12 protein-coding genes are annotated in these 21,646 nt (G+C 71.7%); 4 read left to right on the forward strand and 8 right to left on the reverse strand.

Going from position 1 to position 21,646, the window contains the following annotated elements; all coding sequences use genetic code 11:
• Window positions 1-13: 13 nt before the first annotated feature.
• Both ABD331_RS12240 and ABD331_RS12245 read left to right on the forward strand, forming a co-directional pair.
• A complete protein-coding gene (locus ABD331_RS12240; protein WP_344473797.1) occupies window positions 14-5,569 on the forward strand; it encodes a WD40 domain-containing protein in 5,556 nt (1,851 codons plus the stop codon).
• Between the two features lie 74 nt (window positions 5,570-5,643).
• Complete coding sequence (locus tag ABD331_RS12245) at window positions 5,644-7,050, forward strand: hypothetical protein (protein WP_344473799.1); 1,407 nt, start codon at window positions 5,644-5,646, stop codon at window positions 7,048-7,050.
• Here ABD331_RS12245 and ABD331_RS12250 read toward each other — a convergent pair.
• The 8 genes from ABD331_RS12250 to polA form a co-directional block, all read right to left on the reverse strand.
• Window positions 7,047-8,438: a glycoside hydrolase family 43 protein gene (locus ABD331_RS12250; RefSeq protein WP_344473801.1), complete on the reverse strand. Its 1,392-nt coding sequence runs from the start codon at window positions 8,436-8,438 to the stop codon at window positions 7,047-7,049. The genes ABD331_RS12245 and ABD331_RS12250 overlap by 4 nt on opposite strands.
• Before the next feature lie 263 nt (window positions 8,439-8,701).
• Window positions 8,702-9,304, reverse strand: coding sequence for a dephospho-CoA kinase (gene coaE, locus ABD331_RS12255; protein WP_344473803.1), 603 nt, complete (start codon window positions 9,302-9,304; stop codon window positions 8,702-8,704).
• A gap of 611 nt (window positions 9,305-9,915) precedes the next feature.
• The gene (locus tag ABD331_RS12265; RefSeq protein ID WP_344474247.1) at window positions 9,916-10,386 is read right to left on the reverse strand and encodes a GNAT family N-acetyltransferase; all 471 of its coding nucleotides are present in this window, start codon (window positions 10,384-10,386) and stop codon (window positions 9,916-9,918) included.
• 13 nt (window positions 10,387-10,399) lie between these two features.
• On the reverse strand, window positions 10,400-12,418 hold the full coding sequence (locus ABD331_RS12270; protein ID WP_344473804.1) for an alpha/beta hydrolase: 2,019 nt from the start codon (window positions 12,416-12,418) through the stop codon (window positions 10,400-10,402).
• 75 nt (window positions 12,419-12,493) lie between these two features.
• Window positions 12,494-13,669 carry an epoxide hydrolase family protein gene (locus ABD331_RS12275; RefSeq protein WP_344473805.1) on the reverse strand — a complete coding sequence of 392 codons (1,176 nt, stop codon included), beginning with the start codon at window positions 13,667-13,669 and terminating at the stop codon, window positions 12,494-12,496.
• A gap of 188 nt (window positions 13,670-13,857) precedes the next feature.
• Window positions 13,858-15,342 (reverse strand): 30S ribosomal protein S1, encoded by a 1,485-nt coding sequence (gene rpsA, locus ABD331_RS12280; RefSeq protein ID WP_148441558.1) that lies wholly within the window; start codon window positions 15,340-15,342, stop codon window positions 13,858-13,860.
• A 192-nt stretch (window positions 15,343-15,534) separates the two neighbouring features.
• Window positions 15,535-16,662 (reverse strand): polysaccharide deacetylase family protein, encoded by a 1,128-nt coding sequence (locus tag ABD331_RS12285; RefSeq protein WP_344473808.1) that lies wholly within the window; start codon window positions 16,660-16,662, stop codon window positions 15,535-15,537.
• A gap of 76 nt (window positions 16,663-16,738) precedes the next feature.
• The gene (polA, locus tag ABD331_RS12290; RefSeq protein ID WP_344473810.1) at window positions 16,739-19,429 is read right to left on the reverse strand and encodes a DNA polymerase I; all 2,691 of its coding nucleotides are present in this window, start codon (window positions 19,427-19,429) and stop codon (window positions 16,739-16,741) included.
• Window positions 19,430-19,491: 62 nt separating this feature from the next.
• On the opposite strand from polA, the gene ABD331_RS12295 reads away from it, so the two are divergent.
• Both ABD331_RS12295 and ABD331_RS12300 read left to right on the forward strand, forming a co-directional pair.
• Window positions 19,492-19,905 (forward strand): PaaI family thioesterase, encoded by a 414-nt coding sequence (locus tag ABD331_RS12295; protein ID WP_425565989.1) that lies wholly within the window; start codon window positions 19,492-19,494, stop codon window positions 19,903-19,905.
• A 593-nt stretch (window positions 19,906-20,498) separates the two neighbouring features.
• Window positions 20,499-21,638, forward strand: coding sequence for a branched-chain amino acid ABC transporter permease (locus ABD331_RS12300; RefSeq protein ID WP_344473812.1), 1,140 nt, complete (start codon window positions 20,499-20,501; stop codon window positions 21,636-21,638).
• Window positions 21,639-21,646: the final 8 nt, after the last annotated feature.

Raw genomic sequence — 21,646 nt, forward strand, 5'->3', positions numbered from 1 at the left:
GGATACTGGGCGAATGGCACGTGACGGCAGGCCGACCGACATCTTCGTCAGCTACTCCCCGGCCGACACAGCCTGGGCGACCTGGATCGCCTGGGAGCTGGAGGCGGCGGGATACCGCACCATGATCCAGGCGTGGGACTTCGTGCCCGGCACGAACTTCATCGACTTCATGGACCGCGGCGTCAGCGAGGCCCAGCTCGTCGTGGCCGTGCTCTCGCGCAACTACCTGGGCTCCCGCTACGGCCGGATGGAGTGGCAGGCCGCGCTGCGCGCCGACCCCGACAACCCGTCCAACAAGCTCGTCACGATCAGGCTGGAGGACGTGCCCCTGGAGGGGCTGCTGTCCACCATCACCTGGGTCGACCTGCTGGGCGTCACCGACCCCGGCCAGGCCAGGGCGCTGCTGCTGGGCAGGGTCAGGGAGGCGCTGGCGGGCCGGGCCAAGCCGGAGGCCGCGCCCGCCTTCCCCGACGGCACCCTGGTGCCGCCGCCCGCGCCGACCCTGCCGCCGCCCGCCGAACGCGCCAGTGCCCGGCGCGCGCCCGTCACGCCGCCCACGTTCCCGCCGGTGGCCGGCCCGGGCAGGCCCCGCGACTCGATCAGCGTGCTGCACATCGGCGGCCCCCGCTTCGGCCGGGCGCTGCCCGACCCCGGCGACCCGTTCACGCCCGAGGACATGCAGGCCCGCATCTGGGCCGACCTGACCGCCCTCTACGACCGCGGCATGCCCCGACCCGACCTGATGGTCGTCAGCGGCGACCTGACCGAGTCCGGCAGCCTGGGGCAGTACGCGCAGGCGACGCGGTTCGTCACCGACCTGCGGCTGCTGCTCGGCCTGGAGCCGCACCGGCTGGTGCTGCTGCCCGGCCCGCGCGACGTCACCAAGGCCGCCGCCAGCGCGTACTTCCTGACCTGCGAGGCCGACGACGTCAGCCCGCAGCCGCCCTACTGGCCCAAGTGGCGGCACTTCGCGACCCTGTTCGGCGAGCTGTACCAGGGGCTGGACGACCGGGTGTTCGACGGCGGGCAGCCGTGGACGCTGTTCGAGGTGCCCGACCTGAAGGTGGTGGTGGCCGGGCTGAACTCGACGATGGCGATGAGCCACCTGGAGCGCGACGCGTTCGCGATGCTCGGCGAGGCGCAGGCGGCCTGGTTCGCCGAGCGGCTGCGGCCCTACGAGGAGCGCGAGTGGCTGCGCCTGGGCGCGATGGGGCATCCGCCGGAGGAGCTGAGGGACGCGCCCGCCTACGAGCGGCTGCTGGGCCACCGCGTCAACCTGCTCTTCCACGGCGGCTCCGGCCAGGCGGCGGAGGGGCGCGTCGCCGCGCCGCGCTCCGGGCGGCACCAGGTCGTGGAGATCGGCCCCGGCTGGCTGCGCACGTGGGTGCCCGACGGGGAGCGTCCCGAGCCGGTACGCGCCCGCTGGCGGGCCGCGCGAGCCACGTTCACCGGCGAGAGCCCGCCCGTCCAGCCGCCCGCCGCCAAGCCGGAGGAGCGCGAGCCGAGCCCGGTGGAGCTGCTGCTCGACCGGATCACCGAGGTGTGCGAGGCCAGGCACGAGCACACCAAGATCCGCAGGTTCGGCACGCACCTGGTGGTCACCCAGGCCGAGGACGGCTTCGTCCGCCAGACGATGATCGGCGCGCACGTGGGCGCGCTGGACGAGGAGGCCGCGGCCGGGTTCGTCCGGCAGGCGCACGCCGGCGGCCTGGCCGCCGAGCTGGTCTACCAGGGCCCGCCCGCGCCGCGCGCGCTGCGCGACGACCTGATGCGCATGGGCGTGCGGCTGCGCAGCTTCACCGAGTTCCAGGGGCTGCTCGACCTGAGCGGCTACGTGGCCGAGCAGACCGCCAGGCTGACCTCCGACCGGCGCTACCCGCCCGGCCTGTACGTCCCGCAGCGCTACCGCGAGCTGGATCGTCCCGGCGGCCGGACCCGCCAGGGCCTGACCGACGAGCTGATGCGGCTGCTGGCCGCCGACCACGGCCGGTTCCTGCTGCTGCTGGGCGACTTCGGCCACGGCAAGACGTTCGCGCTGCGCGAGCTGGCCCGCCGCATCCCCGCCGAGCTGCCGCACCTGACGCCGATCCTCATCGAGCTGCGCGCCCTGGACAAGGCGCACTCGGTGGACGCGCTGGTCGCCGCGCACCTGGCGGGCCACGGCGAGGAGGTCATCGACCTCAAGGCGTTCCGCTACCTGCTGCGCCAGGGGCGGATCGTGCTGCTGTTCGACGGGTTCGACGAGCTGGTCACCCGGCTGACCTACGACCGGGCGGCCGACCACCTGGCCACGCTGCTGGCGGCGGCCGAGGACAAGGCGAAGATCGTGGTGGCCAGCCGCACCCAGCACTTCAAGTCGACCAGCCAGGTGCTCACCTCGCTGGGCGAGATGGTCGGGGTGCTGCCGCAGCGGCGGGTGCTCAGCGTCGAGGACTTCACGCCCGACCAGATCCGCGCCTACCTGGCCAACCGGTTCGGCGCCGGCGAGGAGGCCGGCGCCCGCATGTCGCTGATGGGGGAGATCGAGGACCTGCTGGCGCTGGCCCAGAACCCGCGCATGCTCAGCTTCATCGCCGACCTCGACGCCGACCGCCTGCGCACGGTCGCCGACGCCAGGCGCGCGGTCAGCCCTGCCCTGCTGTACGAGGAGATCCTCACCTCCTGGCTGGTCTTCGAGGAGCGGCGGGCCAGGATCCCCGGCTCCCCCTCCGGGCTGACCGTCGACGACCTGTGGCGGGTGGTGACGGCGCTGGCGGTGCGGCTGTGGGAGTCCGGCGAGGCGCTGCTGGCGCTCGACGAGCTGACCGAGATCGGCGAGACGCTGACCGACCTGGCCGACGGGCAGCTCACGGCCGCGCACGCCGCCTTCCGGATGGGCTCGGGCAGCCTGCTGGTGCGCACCGATGAGGGGATGTTCGGGTTCATCCACGCCTCGGTGATGGAGTGGCTGGTCGCCCGGCGCATCGCGATGACGCTGGACCACCCTGTCCTGCTGTCGCGCAGGCCGCTGTCGGCGCTGACCGTGGAGTTCCTGTGCGACCTGGCCGACGTACGGGCGCTGCGGGCCTGGGTGAACGACCCGCCGCCCGACGACGTCCCCAGGGCGAACGCGGTCAAGATCTCCGCCAGGCTGCGCACGCCCGCCCACGCCGACCTGCGCGGCGCCAACCTGAAGGGCGAGGACTTGTCGGCCAGGGACCTGCGCGAGGTGGACCTCACCGGCGCCGACCTGTCGGAGGCCACGCTGGCCGGCACGAACCTGTCCAGGGCCGTCCTGCGCGGCGCCCGGCTCGCCGGCGCGCGGCTCGACGGCGCCCAGCTCACCGGCGCCGACCTGCGCGACGCCGACCTGTCAGGGGCGCGGCTGGCGCAGGTGGACCTGAGCGACGCCGCCCTGGAGGGCGCCCGCTGGCACCGCGCCTCCCTCATCGACGTGACCGGCACGCTGCCGCACCTGCCCGGCGCCGCCGTGGTGCCGGGGCAGCCGGTCGAGGTGCAGTTCGCGCCGGCGGGCATCGGCGTCCCGTACGGCTACCACTTCCAGACCAGCCGCCTGCCCGAGCCGATCGCCTACAGCCCCGACGGGGCCACGATCGCGGTCGGCAACGAGGACGGCGGCGTGCTGCTGTGCGTCGGCGGCGCGCCGGTGCGCACGCTGCAGGGCCACCGCGGCCGCGTGTACGCGGTCACGTTCGCCGGCGGCCTGCTGGCCACAGGCGCGAGCGACGGCTTCGTGCTGCTGTGGGACGCCCTGAGCGGCGAGCTGCTGCGCAGGCTGGAGTGCCACCCCGGCGGCGTCTGGCCGGTGCGGCTCGACCCCTCAGGCGCGCTGCTGGCGGCGGGCGGCGCCGACGGCGTGGTGCGCGTCTGGGAGACGGCCACCGGGCGGCTCGTGCACGAGCTGGCCGGGCACCGGGAGCCCGTCTACACCGCCTCCTTCGGCGCCTCGGCCCTGGTGACCGGCGACTCCGCGGGCGTGGTGCGCGTCTGGGACCTCGGCTCGGGGCAGGTCAAGGAGACGCTCGGCGAACACCGCGGCAGCGTCTACCGCGCCGTGCACAGCCCCGACGGGCGGCTGCTGGCCACCGGCGACGAGGCGGGCACGGTCCGGCTGTGGGACACCCGCACCTGGCGGCTCGCCCACGAGCTGACGGGGCACCTGGGCAGCGTCTACTGCGTGGCGTTCGCGCCCGACGGCTCGCTGCTGGCCACCGGCGACACGGCGGGCAGCGTCCGCGTGTGGGAGACCTCGGGCGAGGCGCGCGGCGTGCACACCACGCACGCCGCCGCCGTCTACCAGGTGGCGTTCGGCCCCGACAGCTCTCTGCTGGCCACCGGCGACGCCAACGGCATGGTCCGGCTGCAGCGCCTCGGCTCCGGCCAGCGGGTCGAGCTGACGGGGCACCGCAGCTCGGTGTGGCCGTTCGCGTTCAGCCCCGACGGGCAGCAGCTCGCCACCAGCAGCAACGACGGCACCGTGCGGCTGTGGGACCCCGACAGCGGCCAGTGCCAGCGGGTGCTGCGCGGCCACGGCCGGCGCATCTCCTCCGTCCGCTTCAGCGCCGACGGCACCATGCTGGCGACCAGCGGCAACGACGGCGTCGTACGGGTGTGGGAGGCGCGCACCGGGCGGCGGCTGCGCGAGTTCACCGGCACCGCCGACCGGCTCGTCTCCGCCTCCTTCTCCCCCGCCGGGCCGCTGCTGGCCACCGCCAGCAACGACGGCGGCGTGCACTTCTGGAACGCCGCCACCGGCGACTACGAGCGCGAGCTGAACGCCGAGACCGACCACGTGTGGGCCGAGGCGTTCAGCCCCGACGGCACCCTGCTGGCCACCGCCAACGACGACGACAGCGTGCGCATCTGGTACCGCCCGACGGGCCGGCTGGCCGGCGAGCTGATCGGCCACCGCGGCCGGGTGCGCTCCATCGCCTTCAGCCCCGACGGCGCGTACGTGGCCACCGGCTGCGACGACCACGGCGTGCGCGTGTGGGACGTCAGCACCGGCCTGCGGACCGCCAGGCTGGAGGGGCACCACGACCGCGTCTACTCCGTCGCCTTCTCCCCCGACGGCCGCTACCTGGCCAGCGCGGGCAACGACGGCCTCGCCCTGGTGTGGGAGCGGCGCGCCGGCCGCCTGGTGCACACGCTCGACCTGCACCAGGGACGGCTGTGGAGCCTCGCCTTCGACGCCTCAGGCGAACGCCTGGCCACCGGCGGCGACGACACGCTCGTCCGCGTCTGGGACACCGCGAGCGGGCGGCTGCTGCACACCCTGGCCGGGCACGCCCGCAGGGTCTGGTCGGTCGCCTTCAGCCCCGCCGAGGACCTCCTGGCCAGCGCGGGCGACGACGGCACGGTGATCCTCTGGGCGGGCGGCGAGCGCCGGGCCACCCTGCTCGGGCTGCCCGAGGGGTGGGCGGCGCTGGCGCCCGACGGGCGGTACAAGGTGCAGGGGGATCCCGGCGGGCAGTTCTGGCACGTGGTGGGGATGTCGCGGTTCGAGCTGGGGGAGCTGGATCCGTACCTTCCGGGGGTGCGGCAGGTGCCGCTCGACTCGCCGTTCTGAGCGGCATACCGGCGATATACCGGGGCTCAATACGCTGACGGGCCTGTATCCGATCATGCTCTGAAGGAACTCCCGTGATCCGCCTCGCGCTCGTGACCGCCTTGGCCATGTCCCTGTCGATGATCCCCGGCGTGTCCCGCGCCGAAGCTCCAGGCGCCCTGGGCACCGCGGGCAACCTCATGCGTGAGGAGCAGCCGCGCGCCGACGGGATCAGGCACGTGGACACCAAGGCGATCATCGCGGGGCTGAAGGCGCTCAACGCGAACACCTACGTCTATCCGATGGCCGGCGACGACGTGCACTGGACCGACCTGCGGGACGAGTTCCTGCCCGCCGCGTCCACCGCCGGGATCGACGTCTGGGTGCTGGTGTACTCGCCCAGCCAGCAGGGCTGCTGCGTGTCCCGGCCGTACAGGCACGACTACGTCGCCTGGTCCCGCGAGATCGCCACCCTCGCCAAGGCCCACCCGAACCTGGCCGGCTGGACCGTGGACGACTACGCCTACGACCTCAAGACGTTCACCCCCGCCTACGTCGGCCAGATGCGGTCGGCGGCCAAGGCGATCGCCCCCGCGCTCAAGTTCGTCCCGACCGTCTACTACGCCCAGGTCACCGACGCGTTCGTCGCCGAGCAGATCCCGCTGATGGACGGCGTGATCTTCCCTTTCCGCGACGAGCCCTACCGGGACACCTCGTGGCCGTGGAGCCTGTCGTACCAGGTGCGGCAGCTCGCCGAGCGGCTGCCCGGCACCGGGATCTACCTCATGCCGTACGCGTACCCGCTGAGCCACGCCGCCCAGAAGCCGACGGTGTCCTACGTCGAGGCGGTCACCAAGAAGGCGGTCGAGCACGTCCGCAGCGGTGAGCTGGCCGGGGTCCTGCAGTACAAGCTCCCGTTCGTCCCCCGCGACCAGGCGTGGACGCGCCCCGCGGCCGACAACCTGGCCCGCACCGGTGACGGGCGGCTCAGCTTCGTCGTCCAGCAGCAGACCGCCACCAAGGCGGGCATGTCGTGCGGCGCGGCGCGCAACACCGTGCTGACCTCCGGGGCGGCCAGGCGAGTGGTGAGCTTCTGGCACCGCGACGCCCGCGGGCCGTCGCATCCGGCCGGATACCACGTCAAGCAGCTCCTGCTCAACGGCAAGGTGGTCTGGGAGCGGGACGTCACCGCCGACGCGGCGAACACCTGGGTGCGGGCGACGGTCGACCTCACGGCCAAGCTGAGCGGGGCGACCGGCGCGACGCTGCAGTGGCGCCTGTACGAGCGCAAGGGCGTGAGCGACTACTTCATCGACGTCAGCGTGGACGACATCGCACTCACCGGACTGGCGATGAGCGACCCCGGCGTCGAGAACGCCGCCGTCTGGACGCCCGCCCTGGCCCGCACGGGCGGCGCCGTCTACTGCTCCGCCCAGGTCTACCACCAGAACTACGGCGCCGACCTCGGCGCGCGCATCGCCAGGCTCTACGCTGCCGGCTAGAACACCTCGATCCGGTCCATGCTGATCACCGTGCTGCCCGACGCCGGGTTGCGCTCGCCCGTCACCCGCACCCGCAACGTGTGCTGCCCGCGCGGCAGCACCGGGCTCAGGTAGTTGAGCTGCTCCCCCACCCGGATGCCGCTGTAGTAGTCGACCCGCTGCTCGGCCCCGCCGTCGATCGAGACGGCGGCGATGCCGTTGCCCCGGTCGCGCACGCTGAGCAGGGCCACCCGGCTGCCGTTGAAGGTGACGGTCGCGGTCGCGCCTGCCTGGCCGCTCCAGTGGTCGTTGCTCCAGAAGCACTGGTTGCCGCAGCCCGAGCCGGACTGCCAGGCGCCCGCGTACGCGACCTGCGCGTCGAAGTCGTTGATCACGGACGTGGCCGCGCCCGGATCGCCCGACGGGAGTTGCTGGGTGGCGCCCGCGGCGAGAGGGCGGCCGAAGTTCGGGGTGCCGTCGGCGTTCCAGGTGAACCTCTGCACCCGCGTGGTGCGGAAGTCGTAGGTGTAGGCGCTGGTGTTCTTGCCGTGGTAGGCGATCCAGTCCTCGGTGCCGTCAGGCGAGCGGAAGAACGAGTGGTGCCCCGGGCCCCACACTCCGGTCGCGTCGTTGCGCGAGAACACCGGGCCCGCGTGCTGCGTCCAGTTCGCGGCCACCATCGGGTCGGCGCCGTTCGCGATGCTCTTCATCCAGAGCTGGTAGTCGGGCTTGCCGGTGTCGCAGGAGGAGTACGTCAGGAACGTCCTGCCGTTGCGGTAGAGCGGCGTCGGGCCCTCCCGCACCTCGGTGCAGCCGCCGGAGGCCGGGATCGCGACCCGGCCGCCGGTGACCGTCCACGGGTTGCTCATCCTGGCGATGTAGAGCTGGGCGGGGCCGCCGAGGCCGCGCCCCGGGCCGCTCCAGACGAAATAGGACTGGCCGTTGTGGGTGATCGGCTCGCCGTCGATGGCGTACTCGCCGAAGTCGGCGATCTTGGCCTTGAACGTGTACGGGCCCATCGGGTCGTCGCCCGCCGACTCCAGGACGTACATGCGGTGGTTGGCGTCCACGCCGTCGGAGGCCGTGTAGTACAGGTACCAGCGGGAGCCGACGTGGCGGAAGGCGGGCGCCCACATCTGCTGGTTGCGGCTGCTGTCGCTGTCGCGCCAGACCACCTGCTCGGGGGCCGCCAGGAGGGTGGCGAGGCTGGGCGAGCGCCAGACGCCGATGCGGTCGCCGCGCGTGGTGGCCACGTAGTAGGCGCCGTCGTGGTGGATGAGGCTGGGGTCGGCGGACGGGTTCACCGGGTTGCGGAACGACTGCGTCGCCGCGCTCGCCTCTCCGGCGGGGGCCAGGGTGGTCAGGGCGACGATCAGTGCGGCCAGGGTGGCACGCCAGGGGCGCGGCATCGGCGGTCCTTCCGGGGTGATCCTGTCGGGCGATCTTTCCGATCGTCACGGATACTGGTCAGGCCGTCAACCGCTCGTCTCGGACGGGACGTGACCGGGTCCCGAGGTCAGCCCACGGGCGGCGCCACCGAGCCTGGGGTCGGCCTCGGGCGACATGGCCGAGCCTGGGGTCAGCCGCGGGCGGCGCGACCGAGCCTGGGGTCAGCCGCAGGCGGCGCGGGCGAGTTCGGGGTCAGCCGCAGGCGGCGCGGGCGAGTTCGGGGTCAGCCGCGGGCGGCGCGGGCGAGGAGTTCTCGCCAGACCTCGTCCACCCGCCCGTCCAGCTCCTCCAGCGGGCCGTCGTTCGGGATCACGATGTCGGCCGCCGCCAGCCGCTCCTCCCGGGTCGCCTGCGCCGCGATGCGCGCCTTGGCGTCGGCCTCGGGCATGCCGCGGTGCTCCGACAGCCGCCTGATGCGCAGGTCGTCCGGTGCGTCCACGACGATGACGACGTCGTACATGGGAGCCAGGTTGTTCTCCACCAGCAGCGGCACGTCGTACACCAGGATCGTGTCGTCGGCGGCGGCCCGCTGCAGCTCCGCGACCCGCTCCCCCACCAGGGGGTGCACGATCGCGTTCAGCGCCGCCAGCTTCTCGGAGTCGGCGAACACGAACGAGCCCAGCTTCTCCCTGTTGAGCGAGCCGTCCGCCCGCAGCACCTCCTCCCCGAACGTGGCCACCACCCTGGCCAGGCCGGGGGTGCCGGGCTCCACCACCTCACGCGCGATCCTGTCGGCGTCGATCACCATGGCGCCCTTGGCCGAGAGCCGCCTGGCCACCTCGCTCTTGCCGGAGCCGATGCCGCCGGTCAGTCCGATCTTCAGCACCCCAGCAGCCTATCCAAGGTGCATCATCGGAGGCATGGTGAGCTGGATCGTACGGGCCGCCCACGAGCAGGCGGCGGCCGCCGGCGACGACTGGGTGGGGCCGTGGCACGTGGTGCTCGCCCTGCTGAGCGGCGACTGCCTCGCCGCGCGGGTGCTGAACGAGGCGGGGCTCGACCATGAGCGCGCCCTGGAGCTCCTGCCCCGCCATGGGCGGCCGGGGCACCACCGGGGCGGCGGCTTCGCCGGCCCGGCCTTCCACAAGCTGGACGGCATCGCGACCGGCCTGGCCCTGGCCGAGGGCGAGCGGGCGCCGTCGCCGGAGCACTGGCTGATCGCGCTGGCCCACGACGCCGAGGCGGAGCGGGGCGCGACACCGCTGCAACCGTTCGGGCTGCGGCCGGAGGACGTGCTGGCGGGGCTGCGCCGCCACGGCGTGCGGGTGCCGCCGCTGGACGCGCCCGAGCACGTGCCGTGGCGGGGCCGCCATCAGCTCGTGGTGCCCGCCGCCGAGCTGCAGGCCGTGCTCGACCGGCTGAACGCCGAGCATCCGGCCGGGTCCGAGTGGCGGTGGGGCTGGAACTGGGTGGACGACGACCTGGGCCGCGCCATGATCATCGCGGAGGAGGGGATCGATCTGGCGTCCTGCGCAGGTACACAACTGTCAGGTGATCGTCCATCCGCTCCCGGCTCGTCTCCCGGTAGCCCAGCCGGCGGTAGAGCCGCAGGTTCCCCTCCGACAGGTGGCCCGTGAACAGGTCGAACGCCTCCGCCTGCGGCACCGCCTCGTGCAGGGCGCGCAGCAGCGCCGTGCCCAGGCCCTGCCCCTGCCGGTCGGGCGCGACGACCAGGCGGCCCACCAGGCAGGCGGTGCCGGACAGCCGGCCGCGCACGGCGCCGACGATCCGCGTGCCGTCGAGCGCCTTGAGCACCAGCGCGCTTTCGATGACCTTGCGGACCTGCTCCAGCGACTCGACGAGAGGCGGGATGTACGGGTCGCCGTAGAGCTGGGCCTCGGTGAGGTAAGCCGCGCGTTGCAGGGTGAGGATCTCGCCCGCGTCGGCGGGCTCCGCTCGTTCGATCACCACCCTCGGCAGCCTATCTCAGCGAGACCGTCAGCTCCCCTGGGCAGCGGGTGCGCGCCCGGGGCGGGGTGCCGTTGACGAGGAAGTCGTGCACGCGGGAGCGCAGGCAGGTCGCCCTGAGCTTCGCGGCGCCCTGCTGCAGGTACGCGCCGTGACCGTCGCCGTGCCACAGCACCGCGGCGCCGGGGATCCGGGCGGCCACGCGCGCGGCCCCGGTGGCGGGGCTTTCCGTGTCCAGCCGCCCGATCCCCACCAGCACCGCAGGCCCCTTCCCGACCCGCGACGCGGAACGACAACCGGCGTCGGCTCCACCGCGTGCCACCTCAGACGAAGCCGCTCCACCGCGCGCCACCTCAGACGAAGCTGCACCACCGCGCGCCACCTCAGACGAAGCTGCACCACCGCGCGCCACCTCAGACGAAGCTGCACCACCGCGCACCGCCTCAGGCGAAGCCTCGCCACCGCGCGTTGCCGTGGACGAGCCTCCGCCCGCCGCCTCGGACGAAGCCTCACCGCCGCGCGCCACCGCAGCCCCGCCGCGCGCCGCCTGGGAAGGACCCTCGCCACCGTGCGCCACCGCAGAAGCGCCTTCGCAGCGTCGAGCCGCGGTGGAAGGTCCGTCGCCGCGCCGCGACGCAGCGGAAGACCCCTCGCCGCCACGCCCCGCCGCGCGAAGGTCGTCTCCGCCGAGCTCCCCCGTCCGGGGCGGCCAGCTCGGACGCCCGCCGATGCCCAAACAGCGCCCGACCTCGTACCGTCCGGTCAACCACCCCACGCGGGGCGCGATCGTCCGCAACCTCGACTCCATCGCCAGAAACCGCCGATACCCAGGCACGACAGGCATGAAGTCATGACAGTGCAACGCCCGTGTCACCATCGCCGGCGCCACAGGCTGCCCCGGAGCCGCCATGGCCGCCAGCCCGCTCGCATCACCCGCCTCGGCCGCCGCGAGGGCCCTGGCCAGCTCGGGCCAGCGCTGCGGGACGAGCCCGGCGAGCACGGCCACCACGACCTCCCGCCCGTCCACCCGGCGGCCGGGACCGGCGGCCAGGGGCGCCCGTTCGAGCAGCCCGTCGAGCACCTTCACGGCGTCGTCACCGCCGAGCGGGCAGCCCATCCGCCCCGCGCACCAGGCCCGGAAGGCGGCGAGCTGCCGCTCGGCCGCCCTGGCGTGCGCGATGAGCCGCCGCCCGACGCTGGTCTGGCCGTGGTCGGGCACCCCTTCCAGGTACATCCGCTCCACCCGTCGCGGGAACAGCTCCAGGTAGGCCTGCCCGTACACGGCCCCGTAGGCGTTGCCGAAGTACCGCAGCCGCGACTGCCCGAGGGCGGCGCGGACGGCGTCGAGGTCGTGGGCCACCTGCCAGGACGTCAGGCCCGCGTAGGCGGGTCCGGCGGCGATCCGGCAGCTCCGGTCGTAGGCGGCGTTGTCGCGGGCGTAGGCGCGCCAGGTGGCCGCTCCAGGGGTGAGCTGGAGGCGGCGGGGGTCGGGCTGGGGCACCGAGCAGCGTACGGTGGCGGCGCTCCCGTGATCGCCGATGCCGCGCGTCTCGACGAACACCACGTCGAACCAGCGCGCCAGCTCGCTCACGGCGTCGGGCCGCGCGCGCACGCCCTGGATCACGGGGCCTGAGCCGGTGCTGACGACGAGGGGGCCGAGGCTGCCGTGCGAGTCCCGCGCGGGCATTCTGGCCAGGTCGATCTCGGTACGCCGTCCGCGCGGCCTGGCCCAGTCGACGGGCACGGACAACTTCGCGCACTCCAGCCCATGCCCGCACCCCTGCCACACCGGAGCTGCCGCCGCCGGGACCGGAGCGGTGTGCCTCGCCGAAACCGCCGAGACCGAAGTGGTGAGCCCCGCCCAAAACGCGGGGGGCCGAGCGGCGGGTCCCGCCGGAACGGCCGTTCTCGGTGCGGCGAGCCCCGCCGGGGTGGACGGGACGAAGACGGCGAGCGCCGCCGGGGTGGAGGGGACGGAGGCGGCGAGCGCCGCCGCCAGCACGGCCGCCGCCTGGATCACCCGTTGAACCATGCCCACTGCGTCACCCCTGAAAAAGAGTCGCGACCACCAGCCGCCGCTCAGTCTCCCAGCGCCCAACCCAGCAGGTCAGAGCCTTGGCAAAGCCCCTTGGGTAAAATCTTTGCCCCCTCGGCGAAGCATCCCGAAAAATTCGCGTATGCCGGTCACCAGCGTGTCGGGCGCCGCCATCCCCACCATGTGACTGGGGCTCTGCGCCTGCCCCCAGTACACGAGATCGTTCCCCCGCTCGGCGACCCGCCGCATCACCTCGGGCCCGCCGTGCGTCACCCCGGTGGGCACGGCGCGCTGGGAGATCGGCAGCCCGGCCGCGCCTTCGTAGTACGTCCAGGAGGAGGAGCCGCCGGTCGCCGTGAACCAGTACAGGCTGGCGTTGGTGAGCACCAGGTCCCGCCCGATGGGCTCCTCCTCCGACCCCCACCCGTCGAACTCCTTGAACCTCTCCACCAGGTACGCGAGCTGCGCCACCGGCGAGTCGGCGAAGCCGTGGGCGAGCGTCTGGGGCCTGGCCGCCAGGTAGGGGCCGTATCCGCTGCCGCCGGTCATCCAGTCGGACATCTCCTCCAGCTCGGCGAGCTCCTTCTCCCCGAGCCCGTCCAGCTCGCCGGGCTGCCCCGTGGGGATGCCGAGCCCGGCGGTGATCAGCGAGCCCACCACGTGCGGGCTGTCCAGGGCGGCCAGTTGCGGGGTGACGAGCGCTCCTGCGTCGTTGCCGTGCGCGCCGTAGCGCTCGTACCCGAGCCTGCGCATCAGCTCGGCCCAGGTGCGCGCCACCCGTTCGACGCTCCACGGCCGCTCGTCTGCGGGCTCGGGGAACGGTGAGAACGCGAAGCCGGGCAGCGAGGGCGCCACGACGTGGAAGGCGAGGCGGGGGTCGAGCCCGTGGCTGCGCGGGTCGGTGAGGGGGCCGATCATCTCCAGGTACTCGGCCACGGAGCTGGGCCAGCTGTGCGTCATGATCAGCGGCAGCGCGTCCGGCTCGGGCGAGCGCACGTGCAGGAAGTGGATCTGCTGGCCGTCGATGACGGTGGTGAACTGGGGGAAGGCGTTGAGCCTGGCCTCCTGGGCGCGCCAGTCGAAGTCGCCGGCCCAGTGTTCGGCGAGTTCGCGCACGTACCGGACCGGCACGCCCCTGGTCCAGCCGCCGGGCAGTTGCGCCGCCCACCTGGTGCGCCGCAGCCGGGCTCGGAGGTCGTCGAGGTCGGCCTGCGGAATGTCGATGCGGAAGGGCTTGATGTCGTCCATGAGCTCGAAGGTAGACCGCAATGCGGCAAGGATCGTTCCGCATTGACCGGGTCTTGAAGGCGGGAGGCCCTCGTACGGCGAGATTGAGCAGGCGGGAACGCGGAAGGCCCCGCACGGCGAACCGTGCGGGGCCTTCCGGACTATCTGTGCCTCAGGCGGCCGAAGTCCTCAGCGAAGCGAGGAGGACTTCAGCTCTGGCCGCCCGCGAGCTTCTCGCGCAGAGCCGCGAGCGCCTCGTCAGAGGCGAGCGCGCCGCTGGCCGGAGCCGACGAGGAGGAGCTGCCGGACTGGGCCGGCGTCTCGCCCTGGTAGGACGAGGGAGCGGCCTCGCCGGCCTCCGCCTCGGCCTTGCGGGCCTCCTCGATCTGCTTCCTGTGCGCCTCGAAGCGGGTCTGAGCCTCGGCGTACTGCCGCTCCCACTCCTCACGCTGCTTGTCGAAGCCCTCGAGCCACTCACCCGTCTCGGAGTCGAAGCCCTCGGGGTAGATGTAGTTGCCCTGGTCGTCGTACGTGGCCGCCATGCCGTAGAGGGTCGGGTCGAACTCGACCTCGGTGCCGACACCCTCGTTGGCCTGCTTCAGCGACAGGCTGATGCGGCGACGGTCGAGGTCGATGTCGATGATCTTCACGAAGATCTCGTCGCCGACCTGGACGACCTGCTCCGGGATCTCCACGTGGCGCTCGGCCAGCTCGGAGATGTGGACCAGGCCCTCGATGCCCTCCTCGACCCGGACGAACGCGCCGAACGGCACCAGCTTGGTGACGCGGCCCGGCACGACCTGGCCGATCTGGTGGGTGCGGGCGAACTGCTGCCACGGGTCTTCCTGAGTGGCCTTGAGCGACAGGGAGACGCGCTCGCGCTCCATGTCGACGTCGAGGACCTCGACCGTGACCTCCTGGCCGACCTCGACCACCTCGGACGGGTGGTCGATGTGCTTCCAGGACAGCTCGGACACGTGGACCAGACCGTCGACGCCGCCGAGGTCCACGAACGCACCGAAGTTGACGATCGAGGAGACGACGCCCTTGCGGACCTGACCCTTCTGGAGGGTGTTGAGGAACGTCTGGCGAACCTCGGACTGCGTCTGCTCGAGCCAGGCGCGGCGCGACAGAACCACGTTGTTGCGGTTCTTGTCGAGCTCGATGATCTTCGCCTCGAGCTCACGGCCGACGTACGGCTGCAGATCGCGGACACGGCGCATCTCGACCAGGGACGCCGGGAGGAAGCCACGAAGGCCGATGTCGAGGATGAGACCACCCTTGACGACCTCGATGACGGTGCCGGTGACGATGCCGTCCTCGTCCTTGATCTTCTCGATCGTGCCCCAGGCGCGCTCGTACTGAGCCCGCTTCTTGGACAGGATCAGGCGCCCTTCCTTGTCCTCCTTCTGGAGAACCAGGGCTTCGACGTGCTCCCCGACCTCCACGACGTCAGCGGGATCGACATCGTGCTTGATCGAAAGCTCACGCGAGGGGATGACACCCTCGGTCTTGTAGCCGATATCGAGAAGAACCTCGTCTCGATCGACCTTGACGACGGTGCCCTCGACGATGTCGCCGTCGTTGAAGTACTTGATGGTCTCGTCGATCGCCGCGAGGAAGGCTTCCTCGGACCCGATGTCGTTGACCGCTACCTGCGGGGTGCTCGAGGTGGCCTCAGTGCTGGACGTCATGTGTGGAATTGCTCCGAACGCGGACAGGATGTCGATGTGGCGGATGCGCGGCAGGCCCTCTTCCGCATCAAGCCGAGGAATTACGACATCGACGTGACCGAGCGCGAGCCCGCTCCGTCTGAGGCGCGCGCGAGCCCACAGCGCAGCGATCAGCATATGAGACCTTCGCCACTGGGTCAATCCGGGGAGACATCAGTAGGCGATGACCTGGAGCCCTCGCTTGGTCACGATATTACCTCGGAGCTTCTCCGGTATGGAGATCCGCTCCGGGTCGCCATCGCTGACGTAGCGCTCGCCAGGGTGTTTGTCCAGCCACTCCAGCCAGTACTGCGAGCACCACTTGCGGCACTCGCCCTTCTTGCCGTTGCTCTGGATGCGCTGGATCGCCCCGCGGTCGAACTTTTTCGCGTAGGGCGAAAGCGAAGGCTCGGCCCCAGCGAGGAACACGCCCGCGAAATCATACCGCGTTCCGTCCCAAGATCCGCTCCGCGCGGCGCCCTTGTTCCTGGGCATCGATCCGTACGGCAAAGCCATGGTCTGTGACGGCGGCGCGCCGAGCTTCTTGATCAGGCGTTCGATCCTGACGATCTGCTCGCTGACCTTCTTGCGCTTGAGCGTCCGCAGGTTCGGATGGGCCCAGGTGTGGTTGGCGACCTCGTACCCGTGATCGACCAGCCACCGCACGGCGGCCTCCTGCGCAGCCCTGTCGCGCAGCCCGAACGGCTCCCTGTTGATCCAGAACGTGGCCGTGGGCCGGAAGCCGGGGTGCCGGCTCGCCACCTCCTGGATCACGGCCACGGCGGTGCCGGGCAGCGGGGCGCCGTTCGCGTCGAGCCCGAAGTGGCTGGGGTGCCCGTCGTCGAAGGTGAGGACGACGGGATACTTCCCGGCCGGGACCCGGATGTCGCCGGTGGCGAACTCCCTGGCGGTGATCGGCACGTAGCCCCGCTCGGCGAGCTTCTCCAGCTCCTTCCTGAGCTGGTCGGGCGTGCGGTCGAGCGAGGCGTGCCGTTCGGCCAGGATGCGGTGGTACATCAGGACCGGCACCAGCCCCGCCTCGTTGGCCCGCACCTGCCTGGCGAAGTCGGGCGTGGCCACGACCCCGGGCGGCTGCCCCACCGGGCTGGTGGCCGGCTCCGCGGCGCCGGACGGCCCCGGGGAGCCGGGCTGCGCGGTGCTCCCCTGGACCTTGGCGACGCCCTTGGGCCCGGCCTGCGGCGGCGGCTCGCCCGGTAAGAGGCTCAGACCGACGACGGCCACCGTGATCACCACGACGTTGGTGACGCCGATGAGTCGCGGTAGTGCCCCTGGTGCCCGCACGAAACCCCCGAGCCGCTCGGTGAAGCCGGTTTTCCCAGGCTAATGGAGAACCAGGACACAAGCCGCCCGGGACGGCTCAGTGGCCCGCGTCCTCCCAGGTGCGGCCCACGCCCACGGAGACCTCCAGCGGCACCCGCAGGTGGTAGGCGGCGTTCATCTGGTCGCACACGAGCTGCCTGAGCTGCTCCAGCTCGCCCGGCGCCACCTCGAACACCAGCTCGTCGTGGACCTGCAGCAGCATCCGCGAGCCCAGCCCCTCCTCGCGCAGCGCCTGGTGGGTGTTGAGCATGGCGACCTTGATGATGTCGGCGGCCGAGCCCTGGATGGGGGCGTTGAGCGCCATCCGCTCGGCCATCTCGCGGCGCTGGCGGTTGTCGCTGGTGAGGTCGGGCAGGTAGCGGCGGCGGCCCATGATCGTCTCGGTGTAGCCGTCGGTGCGGGCCTGGGAGACGATGGCGTTGAGGAAGTCGCGCACGCCGCCGAACTCCTGGAAGTACTCCTCCTTCAGCGCCCGCGCCTCCGAGACCGCGATGTTGAGCTGAGTGGAGAGCCCGAAGTCGGACAGGCCGTAGGCCAGGCCGTAGTTCATCGCTTTGATGCGGGCCCGCAGCTCGCCGTCGATCTGCTCGGGCGGCAGGTCGAAGACCCTGGCCGCGGTGGCCTGGTGGAAGTCGTGCCCCGACTCGAACGCCTCGATCAGCGACTCGTCGCCCGACAGGTGCGCCATGATGCGCAGCTCGATCTGGCTGTAGTCGGCGGTCAGCAGCGTCTCGTAGCCCTCGCCGACCGTGAAGCCCTGCCGGATGCGGCGGCCCTCGGCGGTGCGGATCGGGATGTTCTGCAGGTTGGGCTTCTCCGACGACAGCCGGCCGGTGGCGGCGATGATCTGGTTGAACGTGGTGTGGATGCGCCCGTCGTCGGAGATCTCCTTGATCAGGCCCTCCACCGTGGTGCGCAGCTTCTGCTGGTCGCGGTGGCGCAGCATGATCGTGGGCAGCTCGTGCTCGGTCTGGGTGGCGAGCCAGGCGAGCTGGTCGGCGTCGGTGCTGTAACCGGTCTTGATCTTCTTGGTCTTGGGCAGGTTGAGCTTGGTGAACAGGATCTCCTGGAGCTGCTTGGGCGAGCCCAGGTTGAACTGCTCGCCGACCGCGCGGTGGGCCTCCTCGACGGCGTGCTTGACCGCGGCGCCGAACTCGGCCTCCAGAGCGGCGAAGTACTCGCTGTCGACGGCGATGCCGGCGCGCTCCATCCCGGCCAGCACCGACAGCAGCGGCAGCTCCACGTCGGCCAGGAGCTGGGTGCCGCCGCGCCCGGCCAGGAACGCCTCCAGGGCCTCGGCCAGCTCGCGCACGGCGTGGGCGCGCAGCGCGAGGTCCTTGGCGGGGGCGTCCTCGTCGTCGCCGAACAGCGCGGCCTGCCCGCTCGGCTCCTCCTCGGCCCGTAGGTCGCGGTGCAGGTAGCGCCTGGCCAGGTCTTCCAGGGCGAACGTGCGCTGACCCGGCATGGCGAGGTAGGCGGCCAGCGCGGTGTCGCAGCTCAGGCCGCGCAGCTCCATGCCCTGCGCCCAGAGGGCCAGGATGGGCCCCTTGGCGTCGTGCACGGCCTTGGGCTTGGTGTCGTCGCCCAGCCAGGCCCGTAGGGCCGCCTCGTCGCTCTCGGTGAGCTTGACGGGGTCGATGTGCGCGGCGGTGCCGTCGGGCGAGGCCACGGCGATGGCGTCGATGCGGCCGGTGCCGCTGCCGTAGGCGCCCTTGAAGGCCAGCCCCGCGCGGCCCTCGGGCAGCGCCGACAGCCAGCCGGCCACCCGGTCGGGGCCGAGCAGCACGGTCTCGACCTCGAAGCCCTGCTCGGGCTCCTGCTCGCCGGTGCCGAGCACCTTGAACACCCGCTCGCGCAGCTCGCCGCGGATCTGCAGGGTGTCGAACAGCTTGTTGATCTCCTCGCGCTCCCAGGTGCCCTGCTGGAGCTCGCCGATCTCGACCTCCAGGGGGACGTCGCGCAGCAGCTCGGTGAGCCGGCGGTTCATCAGCACCTGGGCGACGTGCTCGCGCAGCTTGTCGCCGACCTTGCCCTTGACCTCGTCGACCCGGTCGACCAGCGCGGTCAGCGAGCCGAACTCGCGCACCCACTTGGCGGCGGTCTTCTCCCCCACGCTGGGGATGCTCAGCAGGTTGTCGCTGGGGTCGCCGCGCAGGGCGGCGAAGTCCGGGTACTGGGCGGGGGTCAGGCCGTACTTCTCCTCGACCGCCTCGGGGGTGAACCTGGTCATGTCGCTGATGCCGCGCCGCGTCATCAGGACGGTGACGTTCTCGTTGACCAGTTGCAGCGCGTCGCGGTCGCCGGTGACGATCAGGACGCTCATGCCGTCGGCGGCGGCGCGGGTGGCCAGGGTGGCAATGAGGTCGTCGGCCTCGAAGCCCGCCTTGGACAGCCGCGGGATGCGCATCGTGTCGAGCAGCTCGAAGATGAGCTGCATCTGACCGCGGAAGTCTTCCGGGGTCTCGCTCCTGTTGGCCTTGTACTCCGCGTACTCCTCGTGCCGGAACGTCGGCTCGGAGCGGTCGAAGGCCACGGCGACGTGCGTGGGCTGCTCGTCGCGCAGGATGTTGGTCAGCATCGAGGTGAACCCGTAGACCGCCTCGGTGTGCTGACCGTCGGTGGTCATCAGGTTGGCGTCCTTGAGCGCGTAGAACGCGCGATAAGCCAGGGAATGCCCGTCAAGCAGCAGCAGGCACGGGCGGCTGGGGGTCACTTCACTCTTCGGCACGTACGCAGCCTAGTCTGCGTCTCCGACAGAAAACCCGAGCTCGGAAGAGTGGAGGCGTCACTTTGACGCAGACCGACCCCATAGACGTCTCGATCTTCGGCGACCTGCACAAAGGCACGCTCGCCGACAGGATGGGCATCGAGTTCCTGGAGGCCTCGCCCGAGCGGGTGGTGGGTCGGATGCCGGTCGAGGGGAACACGCAGCCGTACGGGCTGCTGCACGGCGGGGCCTCGGCGGTGCTCGCCGAGACGCTGGGCTCCGTGGGGGCGGCCGTGCACGCGGGGCCCGACCGCATCGCCGTGGGCATCGAGCTGAACGCCACGCATCACCGCTCGGCGACCGCCGGTTACGTCACGGGGGTCGCGACCCGGTTGCACGGCGGCCGCACTCTGGCGACGTACGACATAGCGATCACCGACGAGCAGGGCCGCCGCGTCTGCACCGCGCGGCTCACCTGCATGCTGCGCGACCGCTGAACGCCCCTTCGGTCACGTCCGTCACTTTCGCCGACCCTTTGCGCATGGCCCCCGGGGGTCGCTACCGTGGTCGCAACAGAGCCCGCGGGGAGGCCCAGTAGAAAACGTGTTCGGCCCCAACGACTGCGAGGGTGCTCTCGCATTCGCCGAGGGGTCCTTACATGGCCCCAAAGGTCGCCCCCGCGGGCTCGTCCACGTTTCGCCCTCATCGTTATTGATTCGTTCCCTCAAGCGTCAGGCGTCTCCCCTCATTTAGCCCCTGACCAGGCTTGTTGATTCCTCACATGAGCGACACGCAGTTGTCACTAATTGGTGACGAACGATACTGAACCGGGCGCGGCCGGAATAAGCTCCCGCCATTGCATCCCAGTTGTGCCTGCGATGCGCGCGTGTCGAGATGGAGGGGCACAACCCCGCCTTGACCTACTTTTGAGGGAGCACCATTGCGCAGAGCCGTGATCGCGTTCACGGCCTTCCTGGGTGGACTCATCTTCCTGCTGGCCGGGCCCGCCCACGCGGGTCCCGCCGACTGCCAGGGATTGAGGGGAACACTCAAACTCCAAGGCCAGCCAGTGAACGGCGCCAAAATCGCTGTGACCACAGAGGGCGGACAACCCGTCGAGACGGTCACGACAAACGCGGAAGGCACGTGGGACGTCCAGGTCGACGAGCCGGGTAAGTACAAGGTCACGCTGGACGCCAGCAGCCTTCCGCAGAACGCGGAGGTGCGCGGTGGCAACAACGTGCGCACGCCCACCGTCTACGAGGGCAACTGCTCCACGGTCCTGTACGCCCTGCAGCCCAAGGGGGCCGCGAACCAGCAGCAGGACGGAGACGGTGGCACCAGCTCGTTCTGGGCGCAGGCGGCGCAGCTCACGTTCGAGGGCCTGAACCTCGGCCTGATCATCGCGCTCGCCGCGCTCGGCCTGTCGCTCATCTACGGCACCACCGGCCTGACCAACTTCGCCCACGGCGAGCTGGTCACGCTCGGCGCGATCCTCGCCTACGCGTTCAACATCGGGTTCGGGCTGCATCTCATCCCGGCGGCCGTGATCGCCGTCATCGTCGCCGGAATACTCGGCTACCTCCAGGACCGCCTGTTCTGGGGGCAACTGCGCAAGCGCGGCACCGGCACGATCGCCATGATGATCATCTCGATCGGTGTGGCGCTCTTCCTCCGGTACGTGTTCCTGATCTTCTTCGGCGGCCAGACCGAGGCGTTCGCGCAGTACACCGCCCAGCCCGGCGTGCAGATCGGCCCGATCTCGGCCGCGCCCAAGAACTTCGTCGCCATGGGCATCGAGCTGGCGGTCCTGATCATCGTCGGCATCGCGCTGCTGCGCACCCGCACCGGCAAGGCGGCCCGCGCCGTGGCCGACAACCCGGCGCTGGCGGCCTCGTCCGGCATCAACGTCGACCGGGTCATCAGGATCATCTGGACGGTGGGCGGCGCCATCGCCGCGCTGGCCGGCATCATGCTCGGCCTGTCGCAGAACCTGAAGTTCACGATGGGCCAGGACATCCTGCTGCTCATCTTCGCCGGCGTCACGCTCGGCGGGCTCGGCACCGCGTTCGGCGCCCTGGTGGGCTCCCTCGTGGTCGGCCTGTTCATCCAGGTCTCGACCCTGTGGGTGCCGCCGGAGCTCAAGAGCGTCGGCGCGCTGGCGGTGCTCATCCTCGTGCTCCTCGTCCGGCCGCAGGGCATTCTCGGCCGCCGCGAGCGGATCGGCTGATCGGGGGA

The sequence above is a fragment of the Nonomuraea monospora genome (assembly GCF_039531895.1).
Lineage (GTDB): Bacteria > Actinomycetota > Actinomycetes > Streptosporangiales > Streptosporangiaceae > Nonomuraea > Nonomuraea monospora.

Excerpts from the sequence above, each read along its gene's own strand:
- rpsA (WP_148441558.1), bottom strand. The coding sequence starts at position 15,342 with ATGACGTCCAGCACTGAGGCCACCTCGAGCACCCCGCAGGTAGCGGTC.
- ABD331_RS12270 (WP_344473804.1), bottom strand. The coding sequence starts at position 12,418 with ATGGTTCAACGGGTGATCCAGGCGGCGGCCGTGCTGGCGGCGGCGCTC.
- ABD331_RS12240 (WP_344473797.1), top strand. The coding sequence starts at position 14 with ATGGCACGTGACGGCAGGCCGACCGACATCTTCGTCAGCTACTCCCCG.
- ABD331_RS12275 (WP_344473805.1), bottom strand. The coding sequence starts at position 13,669 with ATGGACGACATCAAGCCCTTCCGCATCGACATTCCGCAGGCCGACCTC.
- ABD331_RS12250 (WP_344473801.1), bottom strand. The coding sequence starts at position 8,438 with ATGCCGCGCCCCTGGCGTGCCACCCTGGCCGCACTGATCGTCGCCCTG.